This is a genomic window from Pedobacter sp. 05T44 (assembly GCF_056395985.1).
In genome coordinates, this window is the sequence record NZ_JBFTKO010000001.1 from 900,568 (window position 1) to 916,409 (window position 15,842).

Sequence of the window (15,842 nt, forward strand, 5' to 3'; positions counted from 1 at the left end):
CTAAGGTCATGAAAAATATTAAACTAATTTACCTCATCGCTGGTGCCATCATTTACCTGCAAACTTCCTGTAAAAAGTTCCTGGAGATAGATGCGCCAAAGAACAGCCTTTCCTCAGCACAAATATTTAAAAATGACGAAACCGCAACCTCTGCTGTTACAGGAATTTACAGCGGCATGGCAAATTCAGGATATGCCTCGGGTGGAAATACCAGTATCACCTCCCTATGCGGCCTCTCAGCAGATGAATTTGAAAACTACAATTTTAGTCTGGTGGAATTCTATGAAAACGCGCTCCATCCTCAAAACACGAGTATCAGTTCTCTTTATGCGTTACCCTATACCCATATCTATACCGTCAACGCGATCCTGGAAGGGCTGAGTGCTTCAAAAGGCATTAGTCCCCCAGTCCGTTCACAACTGGAAGGAGAAGCACATTTCATAAGGGCCTTCTGTTATTTCTACCTCGTCAATCTTTTTGGCCCGGTACCACTACAGCTAAGCTCCGACTACCGTGAAAGCCGAAATCATCCCCGCGCAGCAGAGGCAGCGGTCTATCAGCAGATTATTACTGACCTGGAAACAGCTGAAAGTCTACTGACCGACGACTATGTAAGCGGGGAACGCGTCCGGCCGAACCGTGCGGCAGCTCAGGCCCTGCTGGCCAGAACTTACCTGTATACTAAAGACTGGCAGAATGCGGAGAAATATGCTTCACTGGTCATCGGTAAAACCGGCATCTACGACCTGGTCGGCCTGGATGAAATCTTTATAAAAAACAGCAAGGAAATCATCTGGTCCATTTTTCCGTCCGCAAACACCAACAGCCAGGACGGCAATTTGTTTATCCTTCAAGCTACTCCCGATTACGTATCCTTAAGAAAAAACTTTGCCAGTACAGCCTTTGAGCCAAATGACAAACGAAAAACTGCCTGGATCGGAAATTACACAGATCAAACCGGAAGTTATGACTACCCATATAAATACAAAGTCAAATCCTCTACGACCATTACAGAGTATTCAGTAGTCTTCCGTCTGGCAGAGCAATACCTGATCCGGGCCGAAGCCAGGGCGATGCAAAACAAACTAACCGAAAGCGCGGGCGATCTGGATCAGATCAGACGCAGGGCCGGGCTTCTTGCAATAAAAGACACCCATCCGGATATTAGCCAGATCCAGTTGTTAAACGCCATTCAGCATGAACGGCAGACAGAACTTTTTGCAGAATGGGGTCACCGATGGTTTGACCTGAAACGGAGCGGACTGAGCACTGCCATCCTCTCCCCTTTAAAATCCGGCTGGAAGGCAACCGACATCCTCTACCCGATTCCAGTGGAGGAAATCAGCAGAAATCATCAGATCACTCAAAACCAGGGGTATTAAACCTATGTGTACACTTAAGCAGCGCCTCAAAATGCGCTGCTTAATAAAATTCTTATTATGAAAACCATATCTTACATGAGCCTGATCACCGGCCTATTATTACTGTTCACTGTAAAGTCAAACGCGCAGTACATTCCGCAAGAGGCTACCTTTTCAGGTACATTTAAATACAGCAAAAAAAAGCAACCTGACAGCGTATTGGTCTGGACCTATCCCAATGCGAATTTTTGGGATTCCTCGGTTGATTACAAAGCCAAAGTCAACCATGACGGAACCTTTAGTTTCACAATCCCGGCATTAGGTAAGCCCCTATTTTTTGTGATCAAAGTCCCCCGGTCCGGGAGCGTGGAGACCCTGGGATGGTTTTCCCTGGCCTGGTATGCGGAACCAGGGGACGACATCCATATTGCCATCACAGAAACCACAGGAGACGATATTTTATTATTCAGCGGAAAAGGTGCTGCCAAATACAACCTCATTACGGCATTGCAAAAAGTAAAAGATAATTTTACCAGCCTGTACACTGAACTCAAAGCATCGGATACATCAACAGAGGTCCGGCAAAAGCTGGATCAGCTGGCCAGATTGATTAAAACAAACCTGCAGAAAAAACAACAACTTATCGACAGTTCCACTGCGCAGCTCAGCCCTTCAATGCGGAAATTGATTGCTGACCAGTTTGCCAGGTACCATACAGAATGGGGCGACTACATCAATGACGGTTATCGCTTAGCTTATCAAAAAAAGCAACCAGAGGCGCAGCAGCTCCTTAAGGCAGCTTTTAAACAAACCTTTTTTGATACTGAACAAGAGCAGGATACGATTAGCCTTTTAAGCCCGGAGCATTTCAGCGGGCTGCTAAGGCACTATAAAACCAAAGCTTTGCTGAAGGGCTCCGGAAAAGATGCTGACCTTCGGACATTTTATGAGATGCTGAAATACCATACGAGTCAACCTGAAATCAGGGAAAGGCTGCTGAGCCAGTTCCTTATGGATGGAAAATCATTGCAATACATTGCCCGTTACGATCCCATAACTTATGATTCCCTGGTCATGGATGCCACTCCATTGCTAACTTCTAAGCTGGGAAAGGAAATCATGGCCAAAAAAACCAAACTGGCCAAAGGAAGACCATTCTATGATACGGACTTTACCGATCTCCGCGGCAATATCTTTAATACCTCGGCACTGAAAGGCAAAGTATTTATCATTGACCTGTGGGGGACCGGCTGTAGTGGCTGCGCACAGTTTCATCATCTGTTTGAATCCCAAGTCTGGCCTTCTTTAAAAGACCAGCAGGAATTCAAATTTTTAAGTGTCAACACAGACAAGGACAGAAAAAGATGGATGGAAAGCCTGAACAGTGGAACCTACACCTCAAAAGCCTATCTGAATGTGTTCACCGGATTGGGCACTGGCTTGCTTGACCATCCCCTGTCAAAATATTATGAGGTTAATGCCGCCCCCTTCGTGTTGCTCATAGATAAACAACATCGAATCGTTGCTAAACTAACCGGTTATTTTACTTCAAAAGAGTTGCTTCGGCTTATCAATGATGCCCTTGCAGAAAAATAGATTTTGGAAGATCATTCCAAACGATATATCACCAAAAACTGATCATAAATGGCAATTAGGTTTTGGCTAGCTACCTCAAACTGACGCATATTTAGCCCTTTATACTTTGGCAGGTAGAAACTATGAAGATACCTGCCACTGTTTCCTTCATAAACATCAATTGATTCCTCTTTCCGGCGGCTGGCAGCACTTTCATTATCAGCCCTTAGTCCGGACTGGATGTAAACACAGTTTCCGCTGACGGTAAAATATTTATTGACTGTAGTTGGTAAACCAGCCGGAGATTTTCGCAATATGCCCGTACCGTTTTTGAGCCGCTGGTTATACATATTAACCCTGATCTTTGCCCACTGCACCGTATCAACGGTCTTCGCTTTATAACGTAAATTCAGGTTCGTATCCAGGCACAAAAAAGTACCCCGGTAAAAATACATGTAGTACAGGCTGGCGGCTCTTGCATCATAATGGAGCCAGCCATCAGCACAAAAAATGCCATCCACTTGTGGGGGTAATCGATAATGCTGCCCGGGCGATGCCTGCTGGGCGAGCGAGATCTTTAGCAATTCAAGATGGCTTTCCGATTTATTTTTCACAAATGATCGTACCACTAGCGTACCTGCTGAAAGCGACCTGGGCTCATCAAAACGCTGCCCAGACAACATCCAAAACTGGTTTCGGGAAGAGGACATCGCAGCGATTTCACCAATCCCATTGGTCATATGAACGGTCGTATTCCATCGGTCAAAATTTACATTGCCGCCCTGCATGTTGAAGCTACCTGGCACAGCTAACTTAATTTTTCTGACAGATCCTTCTACCGGATCTATGACATACTGCATTACCGGATTGTTGTAATCTTTCAGATAGATCAGACTGTCCGGCTTCCAGGAAAAGCCGAAGCCAGCGCCAGGGAACTGGAATACTCCGGCTATCCTAAATTTTTGCACAATGAATTTTCTGTTGAACGCGTTTGGTGTATTTTGATGGCTTCGCTGAAAGAATAGGATCAACATTACGATACAAAAAGACATGACAAACAGGATAATACCGATCTTTTTCATGGTTTAAAATTAAAACCCAGGCCCAGGCAATCGCCTGAGCCTGGGTTTGGTATTACTAATTAAACTTTTCTGTTGCAGGAAGCTGAGAAACCCTGATTTTGGTCCCTGATTCTCCAGGTTGTGTCCAAACGAATTGCTGAGGAATAGCGGTGCTACAAAGCGTTACTGCTCCATTACAATTGTAAGGGGTGTTGTTCGGATTTGGGCCATAATAAGTGTTTGCATTAGTACTTAATGCTCCGCCTATAGCAACTGTTGCTAATAAAGCGGCAAAAAATAATTTTTTCATGTTTTTAATTTTAATATTAAGCACCTACTCTGTTACAGGTTTTCGGTTCCTCCTGATTCATGCGCATAGAATATGTTTTAAGGGCAAGCCCTATTTATTTTGAGATTTAGAATGTAATAGAATACMGACGATGGAAAGGATAACAAAAACCAGATTAAAGACAAGATGCTGCTGCCAGCTCATGTGCTCCAGCACCCCGCCGCAGCTACAGGGAATACTTTCACTAAAGTTCAGGATCGCGATGATGTAAGCGGTAAACAGCGTCATCAATCCAAGCGCAGCAAACAATCCCAGGGACGTGGTTTTCGGAAACATGAGCAGAATGGCAATGACAATTTCAACTGCCGGGACCAGCCAGACGAGTATGCCGGCGAAGTCCGTCAGTATGGGCGACTTTGCAATCTGCAGCTCAAATTTCTGATGATCCAGCAGTTTGGCTGCAGCAGCATAAACAAATAATAGGATAAAGCTATAGCAGATGATATCGGTTAGCATTTGCCGGATTCTGGCTAGCCCCTGGGATGGATGACTTCGAGCGGTGGATTTCATAAGGGATGATTTGATTAGTCCTAAATTGACTATTCACATCCTAAAATCACCCGGTTTTAGCGTCTAAAAAAGCAGTTATTTAATGGATAAAAAGCAGTTAAAAAAAGGATTTCTTTCGCGCCGGGTTACCATTTCTTTGTAAATAAGCTAATTCTCCTTTCGTAATTTCCCTAACCTGTCCACGGACATACCCATATATTCAGCAATATATTGCAGCTTTGCGTGCGGAAATATTTCATTCAGCATTTCCCGTTCTTCCAGGTACCTTTCCCTGGTGTTAAGGTTCCTGATGTTGTCGCCATGTATTAATCGCATCATTTCATTATCCGCCCTGATCTTTTCGGTTATCGTTTCAGTTTCTTTAAACGCTGTCTTTAAATCCGACAAGTTCTGGTAGCTCATAAGCACCGCCCTGCAATCCTTTATAACCTCGATTGTACTATGAGAGGGCTCCTGGCTAAAAAAGCCAGGACTAGTATACAAGAAGCTTCGCTCCCTCCAGAACCAGGCTGTACTTTCGCTGTAACTAATTGCATTCACTCTGATCTCGCGAGCAATGCCACCTATCGTAAACCAGATCAATTGCTGGACTTCGTTGAAGTTGAGTATTCTGCTTCCCCTTTTGTATTCTGTTTCAAACAATATGGGTTTGATTAGTCGCTTAAACCTTGTGCTTAGTGGCTGCATCTTTTCCATTGTATCGATTAACAGTTCAAATGCTTCGTCTGAAACAGGCTTCATGGATTGTACCTTAGATGGTGCTCAAACCCAACCTCTTCCTGCCAGCCTGTTGTCAGCCCTAATAGCTGCAGCAGTTCGATCTTGTTTCTGGAATTGGTCTTTAAAAAGATCTTGCGGATATGGGCATCCACGGTTTTCCGGGAAATAAAAAGTATCCGTCCCGTTTCCTCGTAAGTAAGTCCCTGGCACAGCAACCTCGCAATCTCTTGCTCACGGACACTAAGCCGGTAGTCAGCACATTTTTTTCGGAAACTATAGACTTGTCCCATTTCATTGGCGAGTTGCTTTTTATATTCCGAGCGATCCCTGTCAATGGATCGCTTCAGAGATAATATCATAACGAAAATAAACCCAGCGTTGGTCACCAATGCTTCGGTCCATTGATTGACGCTAAGATAGGCAAACACCGACAGGCAGACCCACGGCGCAACCGCGAAGTACACACCTAGCACTTCCATCTTCCCTGGTGGATTCTTCGAAGCTGCTTTGATTTTGAACGCCTTTCTGATGGCATCTAAAATCGCCCACAACAGGTAAAAAGAATAAACAAAAGGAATGACCAGGCCATAATTGAGGGCAAAGCTCAGGTCTTCGGTGAGAGGGTAAATCAGCACAAAAAATACCAGATAAGGGCCCAGCAAAAAAACCGTTGTCCCGTACAGTGCCTGGAAACGCAGGTGTTCCAGGTGAAAGCTTTTATAAAAATAGTATGGGAAATAGGCTGCCATCAAAAAACCGGAACCATAGGCAATGGTGTTTTGCAACGTTAGGCGGATAGGTATGTCCGGGTCCGGAAAAATGCCGCCTGTAACATTGTAAAAAATAAGCAGGCCCAGCAAAATAAGATACCAAAGGCGTGGCTTGTCCTGGGGACCGGAAAAGTACCGGTAGAACTGGATAGAGAACATCATCAGTTCAAGGAGAATAAATAAGAGCGTAATCAGATGCATTTCTGAATTAAAGACTAACATAGGGAGATGATTAGGCGATGATCGGAATGACTTATTTGATGAGGGCTATGTAATGTGTTTTAAAAAGAACAAAGTGTAACCAATATCCATTGTATGATAGATATGAAACCCGGATTTCTGGTACCAGGGGATATTTTCAACGGTAGAAGTCTCCAGGTAAAAAGGCAGGTCCATCATGCCGGCTTCTTTAATTAATTCCTGCAATAATGCACTGCCTAAACCATGCCCGGTCACCGAAGGATCCACGCCGATAAACCAGAGGTAATAAAATGGCAATTGGGGATGCTGTTTCTTAATTAAACCCTCCCGCCTAAGTACTTTGGGCAAATTAGAGAGACCCATTACTTTAAAAACGAGTTTTACGTCCCAGTAAATCCCTTTTAAGGAGGTTTTCTTCTTATCGGGAAACAGGACCAGTGCACATGCATTTTTATCTTCGGACAAAATAACCCTACCATATGCATTGCACATAAAGTAAGCGTACTCCATCAATAACTTTATCCTTGACAAACGTTTTCTATCTTGCTTGACAATATAGTTTACACTTTTATTGTCTTCAAAAGCCTTTGCTAAAATTTCAGTTACCCGAATTCGATCCTCATTGCTGATTACCATATCTTAATTCAATAAAACACCCAAGATACATATTATACCAATTTGGTTGTTTGTACTTCTTATTCACGAGAATCCTTTTGATGGGTATGCCCGCCGAAGGTCAATATATGTGTAAAAGTCGTCGTAGCCAGACTGGTTGTCGGATCATCAGGAGGATCGTTCTGATGCGTATTTTTGATTTCAAAGACCACTTCTGGTTCAATAACCAGCTTTTTTTTGTGTTGAGTTTCCATAGTTTTTTTTTGAAAATTTAGGACAAAGGGCCAGTCCAGCGAATTTTATTATACCACTATGCCACTTTTTTATATAAAAACCATAAATTGTAGATATCACTCTATTATGAAATTAACAGTACGTCTGAAGGTAATCGGCAGGCATATTGCTTTTGTTGCTGCCTATTTTTTTTACGAGATTGGAATGCTTTATGCCTACACCGGCGAAGGAATCTATTTCTGGGATGTCTCCTGGCATTTACTGGTTAACCTATGTCTCTTTTATTTCACTGCTCACTATCTGCTTGAATACGCCAGTTCTTTTGCGACAGCTCCTCAGCGTCTGGGTTTAGGAATGATACTCTTAGCCCTGGAGTTCTCCACCTTTCTGCTGCTGAAATATCTGCTTGCACAAGCTTATATCTTTTTTGAGGTACGCACCACCAATCCTTATGTAGGTTTCAACAATTTTCTGCGCGATACTTTTTGGAGATTTATAACCGTAAATGGATTAAGCTTTACGTACTGGTTCTTCATGGCCTCCAGCAAAAAGCAGCGACAGGTTGCCTTACTTGAACAAGCCAGACTAAAGGATTTGGCCGATCAGGAAATCGCAAAACGGGAATTTGTCACCATAGAGAATGCTTTTTTGAAGTCACAGATCAATTCCCATTTCCTGTTCAACACCTTAAGTTATCTCCACAGCACCGTCCTTCATACCAATAAAGATGCCGGAGACACCATTCTTCGCCTTTCCGATATCATGCGTTACAGTTTAAGCACTCCCTCAGGAGGAAAGGTAAAACTGAAAGAGGAGATTCAGCACATCGGTGATATTTTTGAGATCAGTGCTTTAAAGTCTGCCGGACGCTTACATATAGATTTTAGGGTTACCGGAGCTCCTGGCGAGCTCGAAATCATTCCTTTGGTACTGGTTACCCTAGCAGAAAATGTACTAAAATATGCTGAGTTAAAAGTCGAGACAAGCCCTGCACAATTTCACTGTAACATCGAAGGGACACTACTGACCATACAAATCTTAAACAATAAGCGGAAATTCGTTTCGCCCATAGGATATGGAATTGGCCTTAAAAACACCGAAAAGAGACTCTCCAGGGCTTATCCGAATAAATACGAACTTCACATCTTAAATTCAGAATTATCCTATCAGCTCACCCTTACCATTCAATTATCATGAGGCAGTATAAAACAATAATAGTAGATGACGAAACGCATGCACTAGCTACATTGGACTCCTATATCGAAAAAACACCAAACCTTGTTCTTTACAAAGCCTATGAAAATCCACTGGATGCTCTGGCTATTCTTTCAGGCAACCAGCCTCCTGATATTGCCTTCCTCGACATCGATATGCCCGAACTTTCAGGACTAGCCTTAGCAGACCTTGCAAATAGCGATGTTCGGGTTATATTCACTTCAGCACATGAACAATATGCTCTGGAAGCCTTTGGCGTTCATGCCTCAGGTTATCTGCTCAAGCCTTTTTCTTTTGAGAAGTTTTTAAGCACCGTGCAAAAAGTGTGTAAACGGATCGTTAAGGAGGAAATTTCAGTATCTGATAAGCCAGCTTTTTTCAAGGCGAGTGTAAAAGGAAAATTTATCAGAATCATGATTGATCAAATTACTTTTATTGAAGCCATGCTGAACTATGTGAAAATCCATACCACCGGAAGTGACTCGCCGAAGGTGATCTATCTTTCCTTAAAAGAAGCCGAAACAAAACTAAGAGGCACCCATTTGATTAGGGTAAGCCGGTCTTTTATCATCAACACCATTTTCCTGGAAACGGTTGATGGTAACAGTCTGACCATGAGTAATGGTCAAAAAATTGGACTGGGTCCGGCATATAAAACCAGCTTTTATACTTATCTAAAATCCAACACCATAGGTGGCAACTAGAATTTATTAAGCCTAAACAGTATTTACAAGACCTTGTTTCCCTCTACCCATTAGCGATCGGTAATATTTGGTCAGGAAATAATACATGTTCGTTTCAAACTCAGACGAACCCGTCGTGTTCAACCTATTTAAATGCATATGAATCAAATCTGACACCAACTGGTCGTAACGGTCTTTTGAAGCGAACTGCCGGATGTCTTTTACTGCTTTACACTTTTCACCCAATTCTTGAATTTTTTGGGCAATAAGATTGCCATAATAACTTACAGGTTCGCCTGCCGCAAACTCCAATTGAGGTTTCCGGTGGCGATAATACTTATCCAGCTGTACCCGTTTGGACGCTGATTTTGTCCCTATCTGATTTCCATTCTTCGCAAACTGAACCTTTTCATTCAAAGTGGAAAACATCACTGATAAAATCTCAACAACGGAGCTGATCGCAAAACAGATTTGTTCGTCAAGTGTCTTCTGAGTTTTATAAAAATTGACAACAGCCTCACTGCTCAGCTCAAATATCTTCTCGACATTTTCTATTCCCGCTAAACCGTAGCGTTTAAGTTCAGGCTGATAAGTTGCAATTGTGAAATCAGTAACCAAGCCATTTTTTAGATGCGGTTTGACCAGGCGTTTGATCTCAGCTATAATCTGGACGGCTTGATGGACATGCACATTCATCCTAAGCCGAAGGTGGTAACTGGGATCAGCATAACGGACAAAAAACCAGCAATAAATCGCATTGCTCTTTCGAAGTCGCTGCAAAATCTTATACAAAGAATCGTCAGCCAAAAACCAGTTTACCGTCTCTGGATGTGCGTATATCTTAAAGTATAACCACTCCTCACCCGGCAAGAATAGGGATTTAACATTTCTCACTACATCTGCATGTCTGAAAATCTGCTCCTGATAGCATGGTTCCTTGTTGATCAGGAAGGCCACATACTGACCGAGATAAACATTGCCCTTAACGTCGTAAATCTTGCAACTATCCCCTGGCATAAAAAATTCCTTGAGGATAATCCGTGATTGATTTTTTATGATCTGTAAAAAGTACCTGATCGATTCTTCACAATTAAGGTCAAACACCAACTGACGGTCATAGTTTGATAAGGCAAACCATCTGACCAGGTGGGTGGAAGAAGCCATCTTATAAAAGTTAGCCACACCATGCGCCGAATCCAGAAAATTGCTTATCACATGTTTATCCCATATCCATTTTGCCGCAGATAAAATGATATTTTTATACATTATCCTGGGATAATACTTTAGACCAGGCAAATAAAATTCAGGGTCAAATGAAAAGTCACACTTCAGGTGCTGGTATTGTAAGTCTCCAAGAAACCTTAACAAAGGCAGGTTACTAAGGTTGTAATTATATGCACTCGCCAGTCTTGGAATAACAATTTTATTCAACCGTTTAGAACKCATGATCACTTGCCCGGCCGCTACGCTAATATACAGGTCATTCAATGAAATGATTTGCTCTTTTGGTAAATCAGCATGTACCAGAACCGGAATTTCAAAATCCCGGAGGTGCGCCCTGCTGTTGATGTTATCTGAAACGGAATCATCCATAGCGGCGATCTCTGCGAACACAACCTCAGCATTTTTTGCTTGTTCCATTGCAGTGATCATTCTCAGCTCATTGTGAATTTGCTGATGATGAGAAAACCTACCCGCGATGCTCACCGCACTATTGCCGCCTGCATTTTCAATAAATAGATAAGATCCTGCTTGCCGGAACATAACCCATAATGAGGGGGGAAAGTGTTTTACGCTGTCGGGTATGGGCAGTCGCTCAATGTCATTCACCGAAAGGGAGATAGCCCTCTTCTTATCAGCATCAGACATTTTCTGTAAAAGCAACGCACTTACCGCAGTCCAGTTCTTTTTAAAATTTTTCTGACTTTTATCATCTGAAGGGCGTGTTAAGTTACCTTCTTCCATAGCCGATCTCTCCGTTCCCAGGTAACTTATTCCGTATTGAGGATCTAAGGCCAATAGCAATGGGATCTCCGCAGTTTCAAACCTTTTCATAAATTTTTTAGCAAAATTTGACAAGGCACCCTCCTGATCAAGCGCTAATCTATCGAGAACTTTTAATCCTTCCAGGATGTCATCTTGAAAGCTGACTGAAAGGCTTCCCCGTTGCTTGTGAAAAGCAATTGAATAGGATTTCTGATTGTTGGCAGTTGGATCAATTGTTTTTTGTAAAAAACTTCCGGTAATATGTGGCAATGCAGAATGATATAACACTTGCGCCTTGATTAATGTTGCGATTAAAGCTGGACCGTCTTCCTGTTGAAGGCCTTCCCTCAGGAAATTAAGCACTGCCTTGTAATTGCTTGGTTGCTCAAGGAATTTCAATAGTTTTGCAAGTAGTCTTGATTTATAAACCTTCATGAGCTTAAAGGTGGATCTCTCCTCCCCGGAGCTGCACTGGCGAAATAAATAACGGAATTGACTCCCAAGCTTATAAATGGATGGGTTTACATAAATGAGTGTTTCCTCAGTCCAGGCACCAATAGGATCTGCTCCTCCAAAATTAGGAAAAGTGATCAAAAGTTGCTCTGTGTCACGCAGCATAGGTTTGTCGTGCACCTCCCAGTTTAACAGCGATACAGACGCAAATGCACCAAATGGCGTTGCCCTATAGGACATCCTGTTGTAATATTTATATGCAGCCATACGATGTTCAACAGCCAATAATTCATAGGCAAACCCATGTTTCTTCAACTCGATGTACAAGTCAGGACTAGCCATGAACAATGCCTGCTGAAAATCTTTGTCCAGGAGCACCCTTGAAAGGCTTTCAGGACTGAAATTGGAAAATGGCTTCGCAGGCGTTCTGATCAGCAATTTAGGATAAAAAGAATACTTCATTTGACGCATCATACATCCAAGATGCCGAATAAAATCCTCAAAATAAAATAACAAACACCTGAAATACAGGTATTTAAAAATATTAATAGTCAAAAAAGCCAACCTTATCCCTATCAAGTAATCGCTTCATATAAATTTCGGACCAATCGATATAATAATTAAAAAGTTGCAAAAAACAAGATCATAATATTCTTTTCTATTAGTTCAGTTTACAAGCGATTTATTTGAATTAAATCGTTCAACTGCTCAGAATTTCAAAATTGACGAGTTGAATCCCGGGGCTTTGTTTTGCAGTATGCCTTCTATGAAGACGCACGAACCTGGAGATACTAATTTTAGGATCAGTGCCCCGCTCAGTTTCACAGTTTGCTGGTATGCTTTTAAATACAATGACATTCGGGAAGGCTAATTTCCACGGAGATCTCTCCATTTTGAAAAGGAAGGTCTGTTTCCAGACACCTCCTGAAAGCCCTAAATATTGGTTCAACGCCGCCCGAGATCTATTAATTTTCGATCGGATCAGCCTGATGAACTACCTTACCTTTGAGACCTTAACATCATCTAATATTACCGTTGAGCTACCTGTATTTAAAAACCTCACTTTTACTGTCTTCATATGATTCAGGTATTCCGATCCTGTTTTAAACTTTAATGTTTTAACACTAAAGTTATTGGCACCGCTGACTTCAAACTTACTGCCTTTATCCAGCACTCCGGACACTTGCGTAACGTTTTGTACCGTTGCCTCAAGATGGCTTTTCCCCTTCATCCAAAGCTCCAGCTGATAGGCTGTACTATGATTGAGGTATACATATTGTTCTATGTACTGACCCGGATTTAAAAGCAGCGCATGATCTCCATTTCGCTTCACATCTGAAGTCAATTCACCAGTTCCTTCCCAGGGCGACAAATTCTTATTTGCATCAAACCCTGGGTTTGGCAATTCATTTCCTTTCAATAAAGGCCATTGGTATCCCCGGATGTAATCCACCTCCATATCAACTGATCCCCCTGCACCGTAACTTCCCAAAAAGACATTCATAAAATGGTTGGGCGAATAAATCTGGTTTTTATTGTCGTAAGCTTTAATCAGCTTGCCATTAATGTAATGCTTAATGCTCGAGGGCGTCCATAGGACACCATGTGTTACCCATTGGTCAACATGGGTAAAGCCTTCGGCAATATCTGTAGCGAGGTTATGCTGAAAAGCCCCATGCTCATCTACATGTCCGTGCAATACAAACTGGGCGTCCAGGTTCTCAAACACATCAATTTCAAAAACCTGCCCTGCAGGTCTGATGCCTGAGATGCCATCCAATAGGGTCCCCTGCTGAAGATAATATTTCAGATCAGGGCCAGGTGAATCAAACCAAAAGGCTGTATTTACCCCTTGTGGCTTACCCGAGCTGCTCCTTTTAACCCGTACCTCAAAATAACCACCTCTGCTGTTGTCCAGGTAGTTCTCATTTTTCCGCCAATCGTATGTCTGAATGGAAGAGATTTTCCTTCCGCTAGCGGGATAAAAACTGCGAACAGGCACAACGTCATTGGTAAACAAATGAATGCTCCTGCCATTAAAACTCATTCCAGGCTGAGGCAGACTATCGTGAAGCATTAGCGATAGATTGTCTTTTTTGAGAAAATCAATGTTGGAATAATAGTTTGTTGACCACTTATTCCTATTCAGCAAATCGTCATTGAACTCATCATTCCAGAAAACCTCCATCCCGTCAGGAACAGCACTGGAGCTGGCTATGTCCAGGTTCCTAAGTTCATCCCTATCCAGTTGCCATTTTTTCGTTGTCGTTACTTTAGCACAAAGAGGTTTACTGGAACCCGTCTTATTATAGGCTTCCAGCCACACATAATACTGGGTTTCTTCCTTCACATCCTGTATATAATAGCGCTGCAGATTGGACCCTATCGTTGCGCCCGGCAATGCCGGTTTTCGGTTTTGCTCAGACCAATAGACCTTAAAACCCAGCTGATCAGCAGCCCGGCCTGTCCATTCTAGCCGGATCCAGCTCCTGGTACCCAGGGTTTTTAAATTTAAAGGAACTGCAGGGGTCTGTGCAATAGCCCCTGCAGTGATAAAAAGTAAAAAGAATAGAATCCTCATTTTAATTATATCCTGGATTTTGTTTAATCACTCCGTTGCTTTGATTGATCACCACCCTTGGAAGTGGGAGCAATACTTTAAAAGTTTCAGCTGTCCCGGAACCATCGTTTGCTGCACGCTGGATAAACAGGTTCCATCTGATCAGATCGTCCTTTCTCCAACCTTCTGCCCATAACTCAAATAAACGCTCATCCTGAACTTTGGCCAGGAACTGTGCCTTCGACAAACCAGAGGTCAGATTGGCCAATCCGGCTCTGTTTCTAACCGCATTGATATCACTATATGCCTCATCATTAGGTCCACCATTGACTTCGTTAATGCTTTCAGCCAGCATAAGCAACACATCAGCGTACCGGTATACCGGAAAATCAACACCACTGTTCTGTGCGTTTGCTTTAGAGGGATCAGGTGCAAACTTCATCGGTACCGCCCCAATATCACCTGCAGCCCTGGCATCCTTATAGATCACATTACCAGCCGCATCTTTTCCTGTTGGGTATTTACTTAACAGCACTTTAAGTCTCTTATCTGCGTGGTCAAATTTATCATAGGTTTTCCAGGGCATTTTATATCCACCCCAGGCGGTTAAGTTAACCCCCGATGGATCTTTATAGTCTGCTGGCAAAGAATGTGCAAGCCACATATTGGTATACTGATCACCGCCAGTTGGTGTACAAACAATAGCCAAGATGATCTCTGTTGAAGCCCCTCCTTTATTGGCTATACTAAAATTATCCTCGTAATTCGCCTGCAATGAATAACCCATCGTTTTGATCCGCATACCCGTTGATACAGCTTTCTGCCAGTCTTTTTCATGCATATACAGCTTCATCAGGCCCGTTAGTGCCGCTGCCTTAGAGAAGCGCCCGTAATCACCACCGGTAAAACGATCGGGTAAAACGTCAATGGCTTCCAGATAGTCTTTTTCAATCTGTGCTACCGTAACAGAACTTGCCGGTCTGGGCAGAACCGGGGCATTTGGATCTGCTGCAATTTTTGGATCAGTAACAATGTTCACCGGTCCGTAATTGAAATAAATCAACTCAGCATAATGTGCACGGAGCGCCTTTAATTCGGCAATGTAACGTTTTTTCAAAGCTTCATCCATGCTGATATTCTGTATATCTTCCAGGTTAATAGCAATCCTGGAGATGTACGGCATGTAGTTTTTATAATTATGGGTAACCCAATCAAAGTCTGGATTATAATTCAGGCTATTCAGTTTTATCCAATCGCCTCCCCAGGCGCAAACGCCTTCATCCGTGGTCATCATGGCTTGTGTTCTCCAGGCATAGGTGCCGGCAGTCCATCCACCTTGCCAGTCTCCACCCCCTGCAAGCCCCGTATAGGCTGCACTGGTCACCGCTCCGGCCCCTGCTGCCGTTTTAACTACAGAATTCAGATCTCCATAACTGACATAATCTAAATTTTTCTTACAAGAGCCTAAAAAAAGAGCAGCTCCCATTAAACAGGCTGACAATAATGATTTAGACAATTTTGTATTTATATGATTTTTCATGACGATTTT

Annotated in this window: 14 protein-coding genes; 4 read left to right on the plus strand and 10 right to left on the minus strand. The window is 42.8% G+C overall.

The genetic code is table 11. From position 1 onward, the window contains the following. Positions 1–8: 8 nt before the first annotated feature. Together AC1DDK_RS03615 and AC1DDK_RS03620 are read left to right on the plus strand one after the other, a co-directional pair. Positions 9–1,382, plus strand: coding sequence for a RagB/SusD family nutrient uptake outer membrane protein (locus AC1DDK_RS03615; protein WP_477611766.1), 1,374 nt, complete (start codon positions 9–11; stop codon positions 1,380–1,382). Between the two features lie 57 nt (positions 1,383–1,439). After that, entirely contained in the window at positions 1,440–2,957 is a 1,518-nt protein-coding gene (locus AC1DDK_RS03620) for a TlpA family protein disulfide reductase (protein ID WP_477611767.1), read from the plus strand. 11 nt (positions 2,958–2,968) lie between these two features. Here AC1DDK_RS03620 and AC1DDK_RS03625 read toward each other — a convergent pair whose 3' ends face one another. The 7 genes from AC1DDK_RS03625 to AC1DDK_RS03655 all read right to left on the minus strand — a co-directional run bounded on the left by AC1DDK_RS03625 (position 2,969) and on the right by AC1DDK_RS03655 (position 7,416). Then, on the minus strand, positions 2,969–4,018 hold the full coding sequence (locus AC1DDK_RS03625; RefSeq protein ID WP_477611768.1) for a hypothetical protein: 1,050 nt from the start codon (positions 4,016–4,018) through the stop codon (positions 2,969–2,971). A 55-nt stretch (positions 4,019–4,073) separates the two neighbouring features. Next, a complete protein-coding gene (locus tag AC1DDK_RS03630; protein ID WP_477611769.1) occupies positions 4,074–4,307 on the minus strand; it encodes a hypothetical protein in 234 nt (77 codons plus the stop codon). A gap of 90 nt (positions 4,308–4,397) precedes the next feature. Next, complete coding sequence (locus AC1DDK_RS03635; RefSeq protein ID WP_477633844.1) at positions 4,398–4,856, minus strand: MauE/DoxX family redox-associated membrane protein; 459 nt, start codon at positions 4,854–4,856, stop codon at positions 4,398–4,400. Between the two features lie 147 nt (positions 4,857–5,003). After that, entirely contained in the window at positions 5,004–5,597 is a 594-nt protein-coding gene (locus tag AC1DDK_RS03640; protein ID WP_477611771.1) for a cyclic nucleotide-binding domain-containing protein, read from the minus strand. Continuing rightward, a complete protein-coding gene (locus AC1DDK_RS03645) occupies positions 5,594–6,568 on the minus strand; it encodes a helix-turn-helix domain-containing protein (protein WP_477611772.1) in 975 nt (324 codons plus the stop codon). Before AC1DDK_RS03645 ends, AC1DDK_RS03640 begins: the two co-directional genes overlap by 4 nt. 45 nt (positions 6,569–6,613) lie before the next feature. After that, complete coding sequence (locus AC1DDK_RS03650; RefSeq protein WP_477611773.1) at positions 6,614–7,183, minus strand: GNAT family N-acetyltransferase; 570 nt, start codon at positions 7,181–7,183, stop codon at positions 6,614–6,616. A 59-nt stretch (positions 7,184–7,242) separates the two neighbouring features. Beyond that, complete coding sequence (locus AC1DDK_RS03655; protein ID WP_477611774.1) at positions 7,243–7,416, minus strand: hypothetical protein; 174 nt, start codon at positions 7,414–7,416, stop codon at positions 7,243–7,245. Positions 7,417–7,522: 106 nt separating this feature from the next. On the opposite strand from AC1DDK_RS03655, the gene AC1DDK_RS03660 reads away from it, so the two are divergent. Together AC1DDK_RS03660 and AC1DDK_RS03665 are read left to right on the plus strand one after the other, a co-directional pair. Further along, the gene (locus tag AC1DDK_RS03660) at positions 7,523–8,593 is read left to right on the plus strand and encodes a sensor histidine kinase (protein WP_477611775.1); all 1,071 of its coding nucleotides are present in this window, start codon (positions 7,523–7,525) and stop codon (positions 8,591–8,593) included. Next, on the plus strand, positions 8,590–9,315 hold the full coding sequence (locus tag AC1DDK_RS03665) for a LytR/AlgR family response regulator transcription factor (RefSeq protein WP_477611776.1): 726 nt from the start codon (positions 8,590–8,592) through the stop codon (positions 9,313–9,315). The genes AC1DDK_RS03660 and AC1DDK_RS03665 overlap by 4 nt, the downstream gene beginning before the upstream one ends. A 12-nt stretch (positions 9,316–9,327) precedes the next feature. On the opposite strand, the gene AC1DDK_RS03670 is transcribed toward AC1DDK_RS03665, so the two are convergent. The 3 genes from AC1DDK_RS03670 to AC1DDK_RS03680 all read right to left on the minus strand — a co-directional run bounded on the left by AC1DDK_RS03670 (position 9,328) and on the right by AC1DDK_RS03680 (position 15,833). Continuing rightward, positions 9,328–12,195 (minus strand): lantibiotic dehydratase, encoded by a 2,868-nt coding sequence (locus AC1DDK_RS03670; RefSeq protein ID WP_477633845.1) that lies wholly within the window; start codon positions 12,193–12,195, stop codon positions 9,328–9,330. 532 nt (positions 12,196–12,727) lie between these two features. Next, positions 12,728–14,314 (minus strand): family 16 glycosylhydrolase, encoded by a 1,587-nt coding sequence (locus tag AC1DDK_RS03675; protein ID WP_448633424.1) that lies wholly within the window; start codon positions 14,312–14,314, stop codon positions 12,728–12,730. Position 14,315: 1 nt separating this feature from the next. Beyond that, the gene (locus AC1DDK_RS03680) at positions 14,316–15,833 is read right to left on the minus strand and encodes a RagB/SusD family nutrient uptake outer membrane protein (RefSeq protein WP_477611778.1); all 1,518 of its coding nucleotides are present in this window, start codon (positions 15,831–15,833) and stop codon (positions 14,316–14,318) included. Between the last annotated feature and the right edge of the window lie 9 nt (positions 15,834–15,842).

What these genes read in the sequence shown, in the direction of transcription:
- AC1DDK_RS03615 (WP_477611766.1), top strand. Translation starts at nt 9, where the DNA reads ATGAAAAATATTAAACTAATTTACCTCATCGCTGGTGCCATCATTTAC.
- AC1DDK_RS03620 (WP_477611767.1), top strand. Translation starts at nt 1,440, where the DNA reads ATGAAAACCATATCTTACATGAGCCTGATCACCGGCCTATTATTACTG.
- AC1DDK_RS03625 (WP_477611768.1), bottom strand. Translation starts at nt 4,018, where the DNA reads ATGAAAAAGATCGGTATTATCCTGTTTGTCATGTCTTTTTGTATCGTA.
- AC1DDK_RS03630 (WP_477611769.1), bottom strand. Translation starts at nt 4,307, where the DNA reads ATGAAAAAATTATTTTTTGCCGCTTTATTAGCAACAGTTGCTATAGGC.
- AC1DDK_RS03640 (WP_477611771.1), bottom strand. Translation starts at nt 5,597, where the DNA reads ATGAAGCCTGTTTCAGACGAAGCATTTGAACTGTTAATCGATACAATG.
- AC1DDK_RS03645 (WP_477611772.1), bottom strand. Translation starts at nt 6,568, where the DNA reads ATGTTAGTCTTTAATTCAGAAATGCATCTGATTACGCTCTTATTTATT.
- AC1DDK_RS03650 (WP_477611773.1), bottom strand. Translation starts at nt 7,183, where the DNA reads ATGGTAATCAGCAATGAGGATCGAATTCGGGTAACTGAAATTTTAGCA.
- AC1DDK_RS03655 (WP_477611774.1), bottom strand. Translation starts at nt 7,416, where the DNA reads ATGGAAACTCAACACAAAAAAAAGCTGGTTATTGAACCAGAAGTGGTC.
- AC1DDK_RS03660 (WP_477611775.1), top strand. Translation starts at nt 7,523, where the DNA reads ATGAAATTAACAGTACGTCTGAAGGTAATCGGCAGGCATATTGCTTTT.
- AC1DDK_RS03665 (WP_477611776.1), top strand. Translation starts at nt 8,590, where the DNA reads ATGAGGCAGTATAAAACAATAATAGTAGATGACGAAACGCATGCACTA.
- AC1DDK_RS03675 (WP_448633424.1), bottom strand. Translation starts at nt 14,314, where the DNA reads ATGAGGATTCTATTCTTTTTACTTTTTATCACTGCAGGGGCTATTGCA.
- AC1DDK_RS03680 (WP_477611778.1), bottom strand. Translation starts at nt 15,833, where the DNA reads ATGAAAAATCATATAAATACAAAATTGTCTAAATCATTATTGTCAGCC.